Raw genomic sequence first — 16,731 nt, 5'->3', positions numbered from 1 at the left:
TGCCACGCCGCTCTGGCGCGCACAGTCCGATAGGGCGCGCGGCTGTCAGGGATGGGTGACCAGATACGTCTCGTTATCCAGGCCGACGGTCAGTTCTTCGACGTCGAAGGGCCGGTCCAGCCGAGCACGGAGTTCGGCGGGGTCGATGAGCAGACCGATCTCCACGGTTTGTCGTGCAAATACCCGGCCGATGAGCGGATAGGCGCGTCTCATGATCGCTCGCTCGGCGGGTGTGCATCGAGAGGCGCAGTAGCCGACGTGGCCGATCTCGTCGGTGAGGATCTCGGTGTAGAGCCGCTGAATGCGCTCGCAGACTTCGGGCTCGTCGGCGAACAGTTCCATCCCGACGCGTCGGAGTTCATCGAACATCACGCAGCCCGCCATCTCGGCTGCGCCGACGAACATCACCCCGAGCCGCTCGGGCAGGAACACTCCCGCTTTGACGAACTGGCGCATCACGAACGGGGGCGGCACCACCTGGAAGGTCAAGTCGAAAACATCCAGCACGTATGCGAGAAGCCTTGTGTGATAATGCTCTTCGAGTTCCAGGTAGACACGCTCGGGAGGCAGGTTATCGTCGCTGTTCATCCCGTAGGTTTCGCCGAGTCCGACGCCGAACCGCTCGGCTTGATTGAGTTTGGCGGTCGCCAACAGGAACAGCATCTTCCGGTCCAGACCCGGTTCGGGCACCCGGCGGCGCAAGTTTCGCAGGAAGGTGGTCCGGTCGGCAGGCCGCTGTGACCGGATCGGATTGGTCTCAAGATGGTCGAAGAAGTCTTCGCGATTCGCCAGGCGCCGATTGAGAAGGTCGGCTTCACCGTCGCGCTTGCGCAGATAATCGCGATAGCCCTCGATACTTGTCGTGCTCACCGTGTCTCCATTCCTTTGACAATCGTTGTGACATAACGACCCAGCACCGCGTCTGCGGTGGGGGAGTCCTGCACGCCGGTGGCAAGCAATGCGAATAGGCCGGTGAGAAAGAAGACCCCGAGTTCACCTGCGTCCGCATCCGGGGGGATCTGTCCGGCGTGTTGCGCCTCGGTGATGACGCCGGACAGGAACTCCGCAAGGGGATGCTCGGCCACCTCGTCTTCGACCGGCCGTGTTGAGGAGAAATGCAATCCCAACATGTCCCGAAAGACGACGGGGCCCAATCGGCGTTCTGCGGCGAGCACGTGCCGCACCAACAGCAGCAGAATCGATATCAGGTCGCCGTCACCGGTTGGCGCGTCGCGAAGTTCGGCGACGATATTCACCTCTTCGTGGCGTTCCAACTCGACCAGGACGTGTTCCTTGGTCGGAAAGTGAAAGTAGAAGGTTCCGCGCACCACGCCCACCGTGTTGGCGATGGCGGTGACGTCCGCGGCCGCCAGGCCCGAACGGCCTATTTCGGCGACTGCGGCATCGAATATGCGCGCGCGCGTTTCACGTCGTCGGGCCTCTCGGGCGCTGCCGGTGGGCGATCCGCCTTTTCGCGTGGTGTGCGACGACTGCATGTCGTCACCGTACGGTCGCCGCTGACGATCGTCAATGACAGTCGTCAATAAATATCGAGAAGGTGCGTGTTTCGCCGGCTGTGGGCAGGTGTGATCGACCCCGACATCGGGTACACGGCGCTATCGGCATCCGCGGCGCTATTGTTGCGGCCCCTCGGTAAGGACGGATGAAAACATGGCAGCGACAGTTGACTACGACGCACCGCGACGGCGCACGATCGAAGAGGAGGGCACTGTCGCGGACCCGCTGGCCGACCTGGCTGCCGAATTGAAGCCCGTGCCTGCAGATGGTGATGACCCCGGCGAACTGGCCGAGTCCTTTGAGCTCCCGGGTGCTGACATCTCCGGTGAAGAGTTCACGGTCACGGTTGTCCCCAAACAGGACGACGAGTTCACCTGTACCAGATGCTTTTTGGTGACCCACCGGCATCGGCTCGGTTTCGCCCGGGGTGCGGAGACGGTCTGCGCCGACTGCGCCTGACAAACCGTCCGCGCAAAGCGGTGTGAGTCGACGCTTCAGCGCCCGTACTCGTCGGAATCCGGATCGATTTCGACGGGGTCGTTCTGCTCCTGCCAATCGGGGGCTTCGGCCTCCAGCGGTGGGCCGTCGGGCCCGCTGGCGGTGGCCTCGATATCGGTGTCTGTTGCGGTGAGGTCGCGCAACTGCTCGACGGCGTCGGCAATCGGCACGTCATCGGGAAGGCTCTCAGGGTCCATCGAGGCGGAGTACCCGCCAGTCCGGACATCAAACCCGGCCGGAGGGGGCGGGAGTGTGCAGAAATCGGTTTCTGTCTACCTACCCCTTTTCGACCACAGAAATTGACGTGGATGTCAATGAATAATGTGTGCACGCCCGAATGTGGACCGTCGCCGTAACGACGATCACCTATCGGCGTGAAATCCACTCGGGCCGCCACCGCCGCGGTGTGTCGGAGAAATCGGTGTCGGCTCTAACCGCGGCGATGATTGCGGTCCGGCTTTGACGGATTCGCCGAATCAATACGAAAGGTCTCCGGCCTCCTATGTGAGATGAGCATCTCCCGTCAAGTCGCTATGAACCGGCCCTGAATCATTAGAATCTGGTAGTTGATATGTGAAAGAGCGTGTACTCGCTGGTAGCCTGCGAAGGCAATCGAAGAGATGGGGGCATTTCCAATGGCCGAACGAGTTGTCCGCCAATTAATTGACGACCTGGATGGTTCTGAAATTTCGGATGGCGGCGGTGAGCGTATCGAGTTCTCGGTGCGCGGTGTTGAGTATCAGATCGACTTGGCGGCGTCGAACATCGCCAAGCTCGATAAGGCGCTGAAGCCGTTTGTCGACGCAGCGGTGAAGGTTCGCGGATCGCGCCCGCGTCGCGCCGTGAAATCGATTTCCCTCAACGGTAGTGGCAGCGGCGGCGGCTCCAAGGAGCAGCTGGCGGCCATCCGGAAGTGGGCCAGGAAGAACGGGTTTGAGGTTTCCGACCGGGGACGTATCAAGGGCGAGATCCTCGAGGCCTTCGAGGCTGCGCACTAGATTTCCGCACGAACGTCGACTTCTCGTCGATATAGGGAAGTTTCTCGACGAGAAGTCGACGTTGACGAACAGTGGCGATAACCAATGACCTGTTCCGCTATTCAGACTCGGCACTGCCGGACCTCTCGCTCACCGTTTCGGGGCGCGCCGGACTCGGGCGCTGGGGTAGCAATTCATCGACTACGTTGCCGACGCCGGATGCGCCGTTGGCAACCTGCATGAGTCGGCAATTCTTTCTGTGACGTGGATTCCCGGATAGTCGCAGGATTCACGGGGCGCGCCGCGATAGCGAGCAAAACGAATTGACGCCTACTTTCACGGCGTATTGGGCTCGTCAGTGCCGATCGAGCGGCAAACCGTCCCTCGGGGGCAACGCCGGCCCGGGCCACGCCGCACCGACGATCAAGCCAGGTCCCATCCGATTGTTACCCTTGCCCTCGTGTCCGCTGATAACGAGCCCGACGACGAGAACGTATCCGAGGATTCCGCACCGGATGCGGAGGAAGCCAAGTCCGGGTCCAATTTCGGTCCCGGTGTATTGGCCATGATCGCGGTGCTGATCGCGATAGCCACCCTGGGTGCGTCGGCGTGGATGTGGCGAAATCCGACGAACACTGCACCCGCCGCACCCGCCGAGGCGGCCGCGCCGACCTTCAGCGATACCGAGAAGAACGACGCCAAGACCAAGCTGTGTGCCGCGTTCGAACTCGTGCGCGCCGGTGTGGCCAACAGCAGCGCCCTGCAGGCCCCTGGGGGCGACGAAGATGTGACCGGCGCGCTGGCCGTGGCGGCCAATGCCCGCCTCGCGCTTTACGGCGGTGGTCAGTACCTGCTGGCCCGGATCGAGCCCGCCGCGCCCGCCGACGTTGCGGACGCAGCTCGCAAGTTCGGGAACACCTTGATGGATATCGGCGCCGCCGCGATGGCACAGGTTCCCAAGAGCGATCCGGGACAGGACGCTCGCCTCAAAGATGCGGACGCCCAGAACGCCGCGGTCGAGGAACTCTGCAAGTAGCGCCCTACCGGGGTGTGACGATGCGCTGCTCGTAGGCGAACACGATCGCCGAAGCACGATCGCGCAGACCGAGTTTGGTGAAGATCCGGCCGATATGGGTCTTCACCGTCAATCCCGAGATGAACAACTCGTCGGCGATCTCGGTGTTGGTGTGGCCCTTGGCGATCAAGGTGAGCACATCGCGTTCGCGCGGGGTGAGCTCCTCCAGCGCGGAACCGTCTGCGACCGGCGCAGCTGAGTTGCGGTAGGTGGTCAGGACGCGGGCCGTCACGGCCGGGTCGAGATAGCTCTGGGCACTGCCGACAGCCCGCACGGCGCGAATGAGTTCTTCAGCGGGGGAGTCCTTGAGAACGAACCCGGCGGCACCGGCGCGCAGCACATCGGAGAGCAGCTCGTCGTCGTTGAAGGTGGTGAGGGCGAGCACGGGCGGACCCCCGGCTGCGGTGAGCCGTCGGGTGGCCTCGATGCCGTCGACGCGTTTCATGCGTAGGTCCATCACCACGACGTCGGGACGGTATCTGCCGACGGCGGCCGGGACCTCGTCGCCGTCGGAGCATTCGCCGACCACCACGATGCCGTGTTTCTCGCGCAGGATCAGCGACAGTCCGGACCGCACCAGCTCCTGATCGTCGACGATGAGCGCGGTGACCGGCGCGCCGGCGGTCACGAGGCACGCATCCTGGCCGGCAGGTCCATATCCGCGGCGTACGACGGCACGGTGGCCTGCACCGACCAGCTGACCGGGCCTGCGCCGATGTCGACGGTGCCGCCGAGCAATTCGATGCGCTGGCGCATGCCGCGGACACCGCGGCCCTGGGTGGTGTTCGGCGGGATGTCGTGGTCGGGTAGCGCGTTGATCACGGTGAGCGTCGCGGCGGTGCGGGATACCGTCAGACTCACCGTCGCCGGCGAGGCCGGCGCGTGTTTGGCGATATTGGACAGCGACTCCTGGGCGATCCGGTACAGCGCCAGACCGGCGGCGGCGGAAACGTGTTCGAGTGTGCCGCTGATCTCGACGGTGAGGTCCAACCCGGCGCGCGCGAAATCCTCGGCCAGAGTCGAGATGTCGGACACACCGGGTTCCGGCGCCATGGGGTCGGCGTCGGCCGCGAGCAGCCCGACGGTGTGGCGGATATCGTCCATGGCCTGGCGGCCCAGGCGTTCGGCCTGCTGCAGCGCGTTGACGGCCTCGGCATCGTCACCGTCATGCTGGAGTGCGTGGCGCGCACCGGTGAGGTGCAGCAGCGTGATGCTCAGCGAGTGGGCGATCACATCGTGCACTTCGCGGGCGATGCGTCGGCGCTCGTCGGCAGCGGCGAGCGTGGCCAACTGTGCCTGGGCTTCGCGCTGTTTGAGGAGCAGCATCTGTTGACTACGCACCAGATATCCGATCAGCCAGGCGATCCCGACGAAGCTCAGGTAGATCGCGGGAGTGTCGATGCGGTGGGTGATCGCGGCGTACGCCAACAGGGCGGCGGCCGACGCCGCGGCCAGCGCGCCACCGCGGGTCGAGGTGATGGCGCCGACGACGCCCACTGTCAGTTGCAGCAGCAAGGGTGCGAAGTCGCCGTGAATGGGGGTGGAGGTGCCGAAGAGCAGAATGGCCGAGGCGCCGGTCCAGGCCGCCCACAGCGCGGGGCCCTCACATCGGTGGTCCTTGAACACGAAGAACATCGCCCACGGGATGATCGCGATCGCGTTGGCGAGCACCGCGGCCGGCCAGTCCGACATCGGCCGCTGCAGGGTGGCGATGACGCCGATCACCACCATGGTGACATCGATGGTCAGAACGAAGGGCCAGCTGAAGCCGCCCGGGATGCGCGGCTGCTGTAGACGCGCCCAGGCCCGTACGTAGCGTGTGGCCGCTTCCAGCATCGTTTCATGCTAAGGCGGTGGGCCCTCGCGCACGTCATGCTCGGGTTGTACTACCGGGGTAGGAGGCCTAAAGCCGGTACATCTCGCGGGCCATGGCCGCATCCTCGACGAATGCGGCGCGCCGAGGCGGGTAATAGGGCTGGTACTTCTCTGCCGGCGTGCTGCGTACCGCCGCGAGCAGGGTGGCGAGCCGTCGTTTGGCGGCACCGCGCGCGCATGCGGGAGCCACACTGATGCCCGGCCGGACGGCATGCCCCATCAGCAGGAACCCGAACAGGCCGACCCGTCGCGGACTTGTGTTGCTAGCCATGATCTTTGGCTTCTTCTGGTGTCATATCTCGACGCTACGAAGCGTGCGCCCTCGGCGCATCGTGCCGAGGGTCGATCTTGATCTGCGACCGTGGTAGGAGGAGGGTCCTCGCCAGGGCAGGAGACCACGCGGTGAGTGCCCCCGGCCTCGGGTCCATGGCTGCGGGTGAGAAAAAATCTCACTTTTGTGTGGACAGCTCACAACTCATGTCATAGATTCACACGCAATGAACGCATCAGGGGCAGTCTGGCCGGTATCGGTCACTGTTAATGTGAATTTTACACAGTGGAGTTGGGTGTGAGCGTGGACGCGAAGACCCGTCGCGACCGCATCGAGCAGCGCGTCAGAAGCGACTTCGAAGTCGGCTACGCCGAACTGGCCTCCGAGTTCGCGGTATCCGAGATGACCATCCGGCGTGATGTGGAAGCACTGGAGGCCCTCGGCGTGGTACGCCGAGTGGTCGGCGGCGCGATCGCCGTGAAAGGCAAAGATGCCGAACCCTCCTTCGCGACGCGGGTGGCCGACGCGGCCGAGGAGAAACGGCATATCGCCGATGCCGTCGCCGATCTCGTGAGCCCCGGTGAGACCCTGATCCTGGATTCCGGCAGTACCGCGCTCGCGGTGGCCCGCTCACTGCGCGGCCGCCGCCTCGGCCTGACGGTGGTCACCCCGAGCATCCTGGTGGCCCTGGAACTCGTCGACGAACCGGACACCACCGTCGTGCTGACCGGAGGTGAGGTGCGGCCGGGCGAATTGAGCCTGATCGGTCCGACCGCCGAGGACACGCTGGCTCAGTACAACTGCGACACCTTCGTCATGGGTGTGGCCGGCATCGACGTCGACCGCGGGATCTCCGACTACCACCACGGTGAGAGCCGGGTGAAGCGGTCGGCCAGCCGTCGCGCGGACCGGGTCATCGTCGCCGCCGACAAGAGCAAGCTGGGGCGCGTCACGTTCGTCAGCATCGCCGCACTGGCCGATATCGGAGTGATCGTCACCGACGGTGAGGTCGACCATCCGGCCCTGGTCGCCGCCCGCGGTGCCGGTGTGGAGGTCGTCTGTGTCGCCGCGGATGAGGACGCCAACTCGTGAGCGACTACACCATCGGCGTCGACATCGGCACCACCGGCACCAAGACAGTGTTGTTCAGCACGGACCGTGGCATCGTTGCCACCGCCACCCGTGAGACCGCGCTGTATTCGACCGGGCCGGGTATCGCCGAGGCCGACACCACGCAGTGGCACGACAATGTCGTCGAGTCCATCCGCGAAGTCCTGACCGTCAGTGGCGTTTCCGCCGCTTCCATCGGTGCCGTCGCCACCTCGGGCATGGTGCCCGCCGTCATCCCGGTGGACCGCGAGGGAAACCCGTTGCGGCGGGCCATTCTTCAGAACGACGCCAGGGCGCACCGCGAGGTGGCCGAACTCGGCGCCGCATTGTCCGGGGTCGACCTGGTCACCCTGACCGGGTCCGCACTGACCCAGCAGTCGGTGGCGCCCACCACGGTCTGGCTTCGCGAGCACGAACCCGAGATCTATGCCCGCACCGCACACTGGGTCGGCTCCTACGACTGGGTGCTCACCGCGTTGGGCGCGCCATGTCACGTCGAACAGAACTGGGCGCTGGAATCGGGACTGTTCGGCATTGATGGACCGATCGCCGCCCCCGTACTCGCGGCCGCGAAGCTGGACCCGGAAACCCTTGCGCCGGTGCACCGTCCGGGCACTCGCGTCGGTGAACTCAGTGCACAGGCCGCCGAACTGACCGGCCTGCGTGCGGGCACGGCACTTGTGGTCGGCGGCGCCGATCATGTGCTGTCCGCGTACGCCGCCGGAGTCAACAGGCCCGGCGACGCGCTGGTGAAACTCGGTGGTGCGGGTGACATCCTGGTCGCCAGCGACACCCAGGTCGTCGACGAACGCCTCTACCTGGATGCGCATCCGGTACCCGGGCACTGGCTGCCCAACGGGTGTATGGCCACCAGTGGCAGCCTGATCCGCTGGTTCCAGGCGCTCGTCGGGGGCGCCGAGCTGACCACCCTCGATGACGAGGCGGCTAAGCGCGCGCCCGCCGAAATCCTGTGTCTGCCCTACTTTCTCGGTGAGAAGAGCCCGCTGCACGACCCGGACCTGCGCGGCACGTTCGCGGGTCTTCACCTCGGCCACACCAGGGCCGACATGTACCGCTCGGTACTGGAGGCGATCGCGTTCGGGTTCCGTCACCACGTCGACGTCTTCGCCGATATCGGGATCCCGCTGAGCCGGGTGATGATCACCAACGGCGGCTCGAAATCCACACTGTGGAAACAGATCCACGCCGACGTGCTCGGTCTGGAGATGCTGCCCGTACGCGGGCACCCCGGCGCGTCGCTGGGCGCCGCGGTGATCGCCGCCATCGGCATCGGTGCGTTGGACGACTGGTCCGATGCCGGCCGGTTCATCACCCTGGACGCGCCGTACGTACCCGATCCGGCCCGGGCTGCGGCCTACGACGACGGGTATTCGGCATGGCGTGAACTCGGTGCGGCGATGACGCCCATCTCGCACCGGTTGGCTCGTACACCTCGATGAGTAATACGAAAGGATCAGTGCCGCAATGAAAATCACCACCACCCCGACACCAGGGCGGAGGCGGCCGTTCTTCTTGGCCACCCTGTTCGCCCTGGTGTCCGCCGTCGCACTGCTGCTGAGCGCCTGCGCGGGCAGCGGAGGCCCCGGGCAGGCTTCGTCTCCCTCGGCCACCGGCACCGGCGAGATCCCGAAGAGCACCTCGGGCAACGTCCGCATCCTGATGGAGAACGTCCCCGACAGCGATATCGTCAAATCGATGGTGGCCGACTTCAACAAGGACTACCCGGACATCAAGGTCGACATCGAACAACTGACCTATGACCAGATGCGCGACAAGCTGGTGTCCTCCTTCCAGTCCAGCACCCCGAACTACGACCTGATCGTGGTGGACAACCCGTGGATGGTGGACTTCGCCAAGGCCAAGTTCCTGCAGCCGCTGGATGCCCGCATCGACAGCACCCCCGACTACGACGCGGCCGACTTCTTCAAGCCGCTCACCGACATCACCACCGTCGACGGTGTGCGTTACGGCGTGCCGTTCTACAACTACGCACTCGGATACCTCTACAACACCGACGATATGGCGCAGGCCAAGCAGACGGTGCCGACCACACTGGACCAACTGGTCTCGGTGTCCAAGGCGCTCAAGTCCGGCGACCGTGCGGGTATCGCCATGCAGCCGCAGCGCGGGTACAAGATCTTCGAAGAGTGGGGCAACTGGTTGTTCGCCGCGGGCGGTTCCATCTACGGCCCCGACGGCAAGCCCACCCTGAACACGCCGGAAGCCAAGCGTGCGCTCGCGGCCTATATCGACACGTACAAGAACGCGGCCCCGGCGAACAGCCTGAACTGGAGCATGGACGAGGCGCAGCGCTCGCTAGCCGCCGGCCAGTCCGCGTCGATGATCAACTACAACTGGCAGCTGCCCGCCGTCAACGAACCCGGATCAGGTCCGTCCGCCGGCAAGTTCAAGCTGGCGACCATCCCCGGTGGCAAGCAGGTGCTGGGCTCGTGGAGCTGGGCCATCCCGGCCAACTCCGGCGCTTCGGACGCCGCCTGGGCGTTCGCCTCCTGGATCACGGCCAAGCCGCACGATGTCATCCGCACCGAGAAGGGCGGCGCGGCGATCCGGCAGAGCACCCTCAAGGATCCGGCGGTGCTCAACGGCACATTCGGCGCGGACTACTACCAAACGGTGGAGAAGCTGCTCGCCAACTCCGCGCCCTTGAGCCAGGGACCCAGCGGCGAGGAGATGATCCAGGCCGTCGGCACCGAACTCAACGAGGCCGTCGCCGGCACCAAGAGCGTCGACGATGCGCTGGCTGCGGCACAGGCCGCCGCCGAGAAGATCCAGGGCTAGCTCACCTCCCCCCGACGAGCTGGCCCTTCGAAGAGACCGACCACCCCACGAAAGGAGCGATGACCATGGTGCAGTTCAAACACGGCATGGTCGCCCCCCTGATCGCCCTTTTCGTCGGGGTGGTCGGTTTCCCTCTGGGATACGCCTTCTACCTGAGCGTCACCGACTTCAAGCTCACCAATCACGGCACACCGAATCTGGTGGGCGCCGACAACTACGTCAACACCTTCGGCGACGGGGAGTTCTGGCACGCGTTCGGCACCACGGCGCTGTACGTACTCATCGCCGTCGGGCTGGAGCTGGTGATCGGGCTGGCCATCGCGCTTTCGCTGCAAAAGCAGCGCTGGGCACGCGATCTGACCCGTTCGATGCTGTTGGCTCCGATGTTCATCACCCCGATCGCGGTCGGGCTGATCTTCCGTTTCCTGCTCAATGACCAACTCGGTGCCATTCCGCATCTGCTGCGGGCGATCGGTATCGACTACGACTTCTTCGGGCCGGGACGGGCACTGTTCACCATGGCGTTCATCGATGTCTGGCAGTGGACGCCGTTCATGGTGCTGCTGCTGCTGGCCGGCCTGGAATCCATTCCACGCCAACCGTTGGAGGCGGCCCGGGTGGACGGCGCGAGCGGCTGGTATGTGCTGCGCAGGGTGACACTTCCGCTGTTGGCTCCGGTGTTGGTGGTGGCCATCATGCTGCGGTCGCTGGACGCCATGAAGGTGTTCGAGTACGTCTTCGCCACCACCCGCGGTGGCCCGGGTACCGAAACCGAGACGCTGCAGTACTTCATCTACCAGACCGGCATCCAGTTCTTCCGGCTCGGCTCGGCGTCCTCGATGGCGTTCGTGGTGCTGGTACTCGTGCTGGCGGTCATCGTGGTCACGTTCCGCCGGATGGAGAAGGCGAAACAGTCATGAAGAACTCCCGCCTGTTGACCGCCTGCCGGATCACCCTGCTGTGGGCTGCCGCGATCACCGTGCTGTTCCCGGTGCTGTGGGTGGCGCTGGCGAGTGTGAAAACTGCCCAGCAGCTCAATGATCCGTTTCTGCTGAGCTTCACCCCGGTGCTCGACAGCTGGCGCAACGTGCTGTCCTCGGGCATCCTCGCGGCGGCCGGCCGCAGCGCGCTGGTCGCACTGGTCACCGTCGGCATCAGTGTCGTGGTCGGCAGCATGGGCGCCTACGCCATCGCGCGGTTCCGCGCCGGTGGCACCGCGACCCGGTTCGGCATGCTCGCTGCGCAGGTATTGCCGCCCGCGGTGCTGGTCTTCCCCTTTCTCACGATGGCCTATGCGCTGCGGCTCAACGACACCGTGGTGCCGGTGATCTTCGCGCATCTGAGTTTCGTTCTGCCCGTGGTCACCTGGTTCCTCATCGGGTTCTTCGAGGCGGTGCCGCGGTCCTTGGAGGAGCAGGCCCAGGTCGACGGCTTCACCCGGTTCCAGGCGTTCCGGATGGTGGTGCTTCCACAGGTGTTCCCCGGGATCGGTGCGGCGGCCATCTTCGGTTTCACCCTGTCCTGGAACGACCTTTTCTACGGCCTCATCCTGGCACCGGGTAAGGCGGCGATCCTGCCGGTCGCCATCGCCGGGTTCAACACCTTCCGCGGTGTACAGATCGGTTCGATGAGCGCGGCGATCCTCATCGCCGTGGTGCCGGTCGTCATCGCGAGCTTCTTCATCCAGCGCCGGCTCGTGCAGGGCATCAGCGGCGGCGCGGTCAAGTTCTAGAAATGATTGGGTAGCAACGCGTCATGGCAACAGTCCGTTTCTCCGGCGTCAACAAGTCCTATGGCTCCACGTCCATCGTGAAGGACCTGAACCTTGAACTGCCCGACGGTTCCTTCACGGTGCTGGTAGGACCGTCGGGCTGCGGCAAATCGACCTCCCTGCGCATGCTCGCCGGACTGGAATCCGTCACCGCGGGCACCATCACCATCGGCGACCGTGATGTCACGAACCTGCAGCCACGCGACCGCGACGTGGCCATGGTGTTCCAGAACTACGCGCTCTACCCGCATCTGAGCGTGCGGGAGAACATCGCCTTCCCGCTGCGCGCTTCCAAGACGCCGCGCGCCGAGGCACTGCGCCGCGCCGACGAGGTCGCCGAATCGCTCGGCCTGGGCAAGCTGGTGGGCCGTAAACCCAAGGATCTCAGCGGCGGTCAGCAGCAGCGGGTCGCCATCGGGCGCGCGATCATCCGGGAACCGTCGGTCTTCCTGTTCGACGAGCCGTTGTCGAACCTGGATGCCAAATTGCGGGTCGAGACGCGTACCGAACTGCTGCAGATCCAGCGTCGACTCGGCATCACCTCCGTGTACGTCACGCACGACCAGGAGGAGGCCATGACGCTGTCGGATCGCATGGTGGTGATGCGCGATGGGCGCACCGCCCAGGAGGGCACCCCACTGGAGGTGTACAACCGCCCGGCGGACACCTTCGTGGCCTCCTTCGTCGGCAGCCCCAAGATGAACCTGCTCGACGGCGAGCTGATCGGCCGGACCTTCACCGTGCCAACCGGATTCACCATCGATGTCGACGGGATGGCCGCAACCGGACCACTCATCCTCGGTGTCCGGCCCGACGACCTCGTGCCGGTGGCGGCCTCTGGTGATCAAGATGCCACCGCACACGTGACCCTGATCGAACTACTGGGTCCGCGCGCCATCGTCACCATCGAGGCGCGCGGCACCGAACTGACCAGTGTGGTGGAGACCGCACGCCTGACGGGCATCACCGAGGGCGCCGCGGTGGCGCTCTCGGTCCGGCCGGGTGCCGCCCACGCCTTCGACGCACGGACACAACTGCGCCTGGCCGGCGTGTAACGCAGAGAAGCAGAGAACCTGACAGAAGAGGACAAGCAGATATATGACCAAGACAGTCGTGGTGACCGGCGCGGGATCCGGCATCGGGCGGGCGATCGCGACCACCCTCGCGCAACGTGATTGGCGCGTGGTCGTCACCGATATCAACGGCGACGCCGCGCGTGACGTCGCGGCCGGCCTGCCGAACCAGGAGGCCGGGCACGAATCGGCGGTGCTCAACGTCAGCGCACCCGAGGACGCCGCCACCGTCGCCTACGGGATCGCCGATCGACTCGGCCTGGATGCGTGGGTGAGCAACGCCGGAATCTCGTTCATGCACAAGTTTCTCGACGCCCCGGTGGCCCGTTACGACCAGACCATGGACGTCAACCTCAAAGGCGTCTTCGTGTGCGGTCAGGCGGCCGCCCGTGCCATGGTGCGCAGCGGTACCGCCGGCAGCATCGTCAATACCGCGTCGATGGCGGGCAAACAGGGCCGGGTGCCCTACCTGTCGGATTACGTGGCGTCCAAGTTCGGCGTCGTCGGCCTCACCCAGGCGATGGCCTACGAGCTCGGCGAGCATGGCATCACGGTGAACTGCGTGTGCCCCGGCTACGTCGAGACGCCCATGCAGACAAGGGAACTGGAGTGGGAGGCGGAGCTCCGCGGATCCACGCCGGACGGTGTGCGCACGATGATGATCGACGACACCCCGCTGGGGCGGCTGGAACAGCCCGACGACGTCGCGCGTGTGGTCGCGTTCCTGCTCTCCGCGGACGCCAGGTTCATCACCGGTGAGGCGCTGGCCGTCAACGGCGGCGCCTACATGGATTAGCCGTCCGCTCCCGATCAGCTTTGTAGTCAATAAGAAAGGCATATCAGTGACCACCACCTGGCTCGACGAGGTCTTCGGAGTACGAAAGCCCGTCATCGCCATGCTCCACCTCAGCGCACTGCCCGGAGATCCCGGCTACGACACCGCCGGCGGGATCGCCGCGGTGGTCGACCGGGCCCGCGCCGAGCTCGACGCGCTGCAGACCGGGGGAGTGGACGGCGTGATGATCAGCAACGAGTTCAGCCTGCCGTATCTGACCAAGACCGAACCGATCACGGCGATCACCATGGCCCGCATCATCGGCGAGCTGCTGCCCGACCTCTTCGTGCCCTTCGGGGTCAACGTGTTGTGGGACGGGCGTGCTTCCATCGACCTGGCAGTCGCCACCGGTGCCAAGTTCGTCCGGGAGATCTTCACCGGTGTGTACGCCAGCGATTTCGGCTTGTGGGACACCAACGTCGGCGAGGTGGCCCGGCACCGGGCACGCGTCGGCGGGTCCGCGGTGAAGCTGCTGTTCAACATCGTCCCCGAGTCGGCCACCTATCTGGCCGCGCGCGACCTCGCCTCGATCACCCGCACCACGGTGTTCGCGACGCTGCCCGACGCGATCTGCGTGTCTGGGGCCACCGCGGGCGCGCCGACCGACACCGAGGCACTGCGTGTGGTGAAGTCGGCGGCCGGTGACGTACCGGTGTTCGTCAACACCGGGGTGCGGGCCGAGAACGTGGCGACGCAACTCGGCGTCGCGGACGGGGCGGTGGTGGGGACGTACTTCAAGGCTGACGGTGTGTTCGAGAACCGCGCCGACCAGAAGCGGGTCGAGGAACTGATGCTCGCTGCCAGGGCATTCCGGGAACAGCTGGCCTGATCCGGGGCACGGGACCGGGCTCGGCTCACGGCGAGTCGATCTCTGGTCCCGTGCCGCATCGCCCGCGACACTGGCAGCACACAGTCACCGGGACAGGAGGCGTTGTCGGCAGATGACGGTACTGAGCGATGACCAGTGGCGAACCGTGCGGCCATTGGTCGAGGACTGGACCTGGCAGACGCTGGGCACCTGCAGGCAGCTGGCTCCCGAGGTGTTCTTCCCCGAGGATTCGGGCCGGTCTGGCCTGCGGGCCCGCGAAGAGCGCGCCAAGCAGATCTGCCGCGCCTGCCCCGTCCTCGCGCACTGCCGAGACCATGCGCTGTCTACGCGGGAAACACACGGGGTGTGGGGTGCGATGTCGGCGCGCGACCGCGCCAAACTTCTGACCGCGCGCGGACAGTAGCGCCGCGGACGCCGCCGTTGACGGTGCCGTCAAGGTACGCGCCCACGTGCCGTTCCTTTGCTGTAATTTCCTCCCATGACGCTCGGCGCGCTTGGGGCCGCGATATGACCCTCATGACGATCATTGCCCGAATCGCACACCGATGGTGAACCCACTGGCCGCGGTACTGCGTGAGCGGTTACCGGTCAGCGGCAACCATCTGGTGTTGCTCGAGGACGGCATCTGGGTCCGGCACCCGTGGCCGGAGATCTATGCCAGGGCCGAGAATGTGGCCGAGTGGATCTCGGACGCCGGTGTCACCGCGATCGGGCTGGTGGGTGAGCCGTCCGCAGAGTTCGTCGGAGCGGTCATCGGCGCCCAGCTGGCCGGCGCCGCGGTATCGATCCTGCCGGGCCCCATCCGCGGCGCCGATCCCGCGGAATGGGCGCGCGGCACACTGGCACGGTTCGCCGGGATCGGCGTCCGGCGGGTGCTGAGTCACGGGAGCTATCTGGAGCGCCTCGCCGCCGAGTCGCCGGCGGTGACCGAGCTGGCCACCATCGCGCATCCGCGGCGGTCGTCCACCGTCGCGTTGCCCGACGTCGACGCGCCGATCGCCGTCCTGCAGGGCACCGCCGGTTCCACGGGCAGCCCCCGCACGGTGGCGATGTCACCGGCCGCGGTGCTGGCCAACCTGAACGGGCTCAACGAACGCATCGGGGTGGGACCGGACGATGTCGGGTGTTCGTGGTTGCCGCTCTATCACGATATGGGCCTGAGCTTCCTGCTGTCCGGCGCGGTCGCGGCCATCGACGTGTGGCAGGCCCCTACCTCGGCGTTCCAGGCCTCACCGTTCCGGTGGCTCAATTGGCTCAGTGATAGCCGGGCCACCATCACGGCCGGACCGAATATGGCCTACGGCATGATCGGCAAATACTCCCGCCGCGTCACCGACGTCGACCTGTCCGCACTGCGCTTCGCGCTCAACGGCGGTGAGCCCGTCGACTGCGAACTCACCGAACGGTTCGCAACGGAGATGGCGCGGTTCGGCTTCGATGCGGGGGCCTTGTCGCCGTCCTACGGTTTGGCCGAATCCAACTGCGCGGTCACGGTTCCCGTACCTGGGAGGGGTTTGCGTGCGGTCGAGACCGAAGGCGGCAGGCGCGCCGTGCTCGGTGAACCGATCACCGGGATGGAGGTGCGAATCGAACCCCGCGACGACGACACCCACGGAGTGATCGGCGAGATCGCCATCCGCGGCACCTCGATGATGACCGGGTATCTCGGTGACGAGCCGCACGGCGACCAATCCTGGTTCCGCACCGGCGATCTCGGCTACTTCGCCGAGGGTGGTCTGGTGGTGTGCGGCCGGGCCAAGGAGATCATCACGGTCGCCGGGCGCAACATCTTCCCGACCGAGGTCGAGCAATTGGCCGCCCAGGTGCCCGGAGTGCGTGAAGGTGCCGTGGTGGCCGTTGGCATCGGCGAGGGGTCGGTGCGGCCCGCCCTGGTGGTCACCGCCGAGTTCCGCGGTCCCGACGAGGCCGGTGCCCGCACCCAGTTGATGCAGCACGTCGCGTCGGGATGCGGAGTCATGCCCGCGGACGTCATCTTCGTCAGGCCGGGCACCCTGCCCAGAACGTCCTCGGGCAAGCTGCGTCGCCTGGAGGTCAGGCGCAATCTGGAGAACCGTTAGC

19 protein-coding genes are annotated in these 16,731 nt (G+C 65.8%); 13 read left to right on the top strand and 6 right to left on the bottom strand.

All coding sequences use genetic code 11. The features are described 5' to 3' along the window. Positions 1–45: 45 nt before the first annotated feature. Together QN239_RS24140 and QN239_RS24135 are read right to left on the bottom strand one after the other, a co-directional pair. Positions 46–870 (bottom strand): hypothetical protein, encoded by an 825-nt coding sequence (locus QN239_RS24140; protein WP_499014292.1) that lies wholly within the window; start codon positions 868–870, stop codon positions 46–48. Continuing rightward, entirely contained in the window at positions 867–1,496 is a 630-nt protein-coding gene (locus tag QN239_RS24135) for a TetR/AcrR family transcriptional regulator (RefSeq protein ID WP_499014290.1), read from the bottom strand. Before QN239_RS24135 ends, QN239_RS24140 begins: the two co-directional genes overlap by 4 nt. Before the next feature lie 175 nt (positions 1,497–1,671). Between QN239_RS24135 and QN239_RS24130 the strand changes: the two genes are divergently transcribed. Continuing rightward, a complete protein-coding gene (locus tag QN239_RS24130) occupies positions 1,672–1,977 on the top strand; it encodes a DUF4193 family protein (RefSeq protein ID WP_499014288.1) in 306 nt (101 codons plus the stop codon). A gap of 35 nt (positions 1,978–2,012) precedes the next feature. Here QN239_RS24130 and QN239_RS24125 read toward each other — a convergent pair whose 3' ends face one another. Then, positions 2,013–2,213 (bottom strand): hypothetical protein, encoded by a 201-nt coding sequence (locus tag QN239_RS24125; RefSeq protein WP_499014286.1) that lies wholly within the window; start codon positions 2,211–2,213, stop codon positions 2,013–2,015. A gap of 438 nt (positions 2,214–2,651) precedes the next feature. Here QN239_RS24125 and QN239_RS24120 point away from each other — a divergent pair, with 438 nt between their 5' ends. Together QN239_RS24120 and QN239_RS24115 are read left to right on the top strand one after the other, a co-directional pair. Beyond that, the gene (locus QN239_RS24120) at positions 2,652–3,014 is read left to right on the top strand and encodes a histone-like nucleoid-structuring protein Lsr2 (protein ID WP_090355524.1); all 363 of its coding nucleotides are present in this window, start codon (positions 2,652–2,654) and stop codon (positions 3,012–3,014) included. Between the two features lie 439 nt (positions 3,015–3,453). After that, positions 3,454–4,029 (top strand): hypothetical protein, encoded by a 576-nt coding sequence (locus tag QN239_RS24115; protein ID WP_499014284.1) that lies wholly within the window; start codon positions 3,454–3,456, stop codon positions 4,027–4,029. Positions 4,030–4,033: 4 nt separating this feature from the next. On the opposite strand, the gene QN239_RS24110 is transcribed toward QN239_RS24115, so the two are convergent. The 3 genes from QN239_RS24110 to QN239_RS24100 form a co-directional block, all read right to left on the bottom strand. Then, positions 4,034–4,696, bottom strand: coding sequence for a response regulator (locus tag QN239_RS24110; protein ID WP_499014282.1), 663 nt, complete (start codon positions 4,694–4,696; stop codon positions 4,034–4,036). After that, the gene (locus QN239_RS24105) at positions 4,693–5,904 is read right to left on the bottom strand and encodes a sensor histidine kinase (protein ID WP_499014280.1); all 1,212 of its coding nucleotides are present in this window, start codon (positions 5,902–5,904) and stop codon (positions 4,693–4,695) included. Before QN239_RS24105 ends, QN239_RS24110 begins: the two co-directional genes overlap by 4 nt. Positions 5,905–5,971: 67 nt before the next feature. After that, complete coding sequence (locus QN239_RS24100) at positions 5,972–6,214, bottom strand: hypothetical protein (protein ID WP_499014278.1); 243 nt, start codon at positions 6,212–6,214, stop codon at positions 5,972–5,974. Positions 6,215–6,505: 291 nt separating this feature from the next. On the opposite strand from QN239_RS24100, the gene QN239_RS24095 reads away from it, so the two are divergent. From QN239_RS24095 to mbtM, 10 genes are all read left to right on the top strand, one after another. Beyond that, positions 6,506–7,306, top strand: a complete 801-nt coding sequence (locus QN239_RS24095) for a DeoR/GlpR family DNA-binding transcription regulator (protein ID WP_499014276.1) — start codon at positions 6,506–6,508, stop codon at positions 7,304–7,306. Next, complete coding sequence (locus QN239_RS24090; RefSeq protein ID WP_499014274.1) at positions 7,303–8,784, top strand: FGGY-family carbohydrate kinase; 1,482 nt, start codon at positions 7,303–7,305, stop codon at positions 8,782–8,784. Before QN239_RS24095 ends, QN239_RS24090 begins: the two co-directional genes overlap by 4 nt. Before the next feature lie 25 nt (positions 8,785–8,809). Beyond that, positions 8,810–10,144, top strand: a complete 1,335-nt coding sequence (locus tag QN239_RS24085; protein ID WP_499014272.1) for an ABC transporter substrate-binding protein — start codon at positions 8,810–8,812, stop codon at positions 10,142–10,144. 68 nt (positions 10,145–10,212) lie between these two features. Continuing rightward, complete coding sequence (locus QN239_RS24080) at positions 10,213–11,064, top strand: carbohydrate ABC transporter permease (protein ID WP_499016951.1); 852 nt, start codon at positions 10,213–10,215, stop codon at positions 11,062–11,064. After that, on the top strand, positions 11,061–11,876 hold the full coding sequence (locus tag QN239_RS24075; protein ID WP_090355510.1) for a carbohydrate ABC transporter permease: 816 nt from the start codon (positions 11,061–11,063) through the stop codon (positions 11,874–11,876). Before QN239_RS24080 ends, QN239_RS24075 begins: the two co-directional genes overlap by 4 nt. A 23-nt stretch (positions 11,877–11,899) precedes the next feature. Further along, positions 11,900–12,970, top strand: a complete 1,071-nt coding sequence (locus QN239_RS24070; RefSeq protein ID WP_499014270.1) for an ABC transporter ATP-binding protein — start codon at positions 11,900–11,902, stop codon at positions 12,968–12,970. A gap of 43 nt (positions 12,971–13,013) precedes the next feature. Further along, positions 13,014–13,784, top strand: a complete 771-nt coding sequence (locus QN239_RS24065) for an SDR family NAD(P)-dependent oxidoreductase (RefSeq protein ID WP_499014268.1) — start codon at positions 13,014–13,016, stop codon at positions 13,782–13,784. Positions 13,785–13,830: 46 nt separating this feature from the next. Continuing rightward, positions 13,831–14,652, top strand: coding sequence for a BtpA/SgcQ family protein (locus tag QN239_RS24060; RefSeq protein WP_499014267.1), 822 nt, complete (start codon positions 13,831–13,833; stop codon positions 14,650–14,652). Positions 14,653–14,764: 112 nt separating this feature from the next. After that, positions 14,765–15,055 carry a WhiB family transcriptional regulator gene (locus QN239_RS24055; RefSeq protein ID WP_090355501.1) on the top strand — a complete coding sequence of 97 codons (291 nt, stop codon included), beginning with the start codon at positions 14,765–14,767 and terminating at the stop codon, positions 15,053–15,055. 145 nt (positions 15,056–15,200) lie between these two features. After that, positions 15,201–16,730 carry a long-chain-fatty acid--ACP ligase MbtM gene (mbtM, locus tag QN239_RS24050; RefSeq protein ID WP_499016950.1) on the top strand — a complete coding sequence of 510 codons (1,530 nt, stop codon included), beginning with the start codon at positions 15,201–15,203 and terminating at the stop codon, positions 16,728–16,730. Position 16,731: the final 1 nt, after the last annotated feature.

It is taken from the genome of Mycolicibacterium sp. Y3 (assembly GCF_051188035.1).
Classification (GTDB): Bacteria; Actinomycetota; Actinomycetes; order Mycobacteriales; family Mycobacteriaceae; genus Mycobacterium; species Mycobacterium fluoranthenivorans.
The sequence above is the reverse complement of the archived record's forward strand: the minus strand, read 5'-3'. Positions and strand labels throughout refer to the sequence as shown.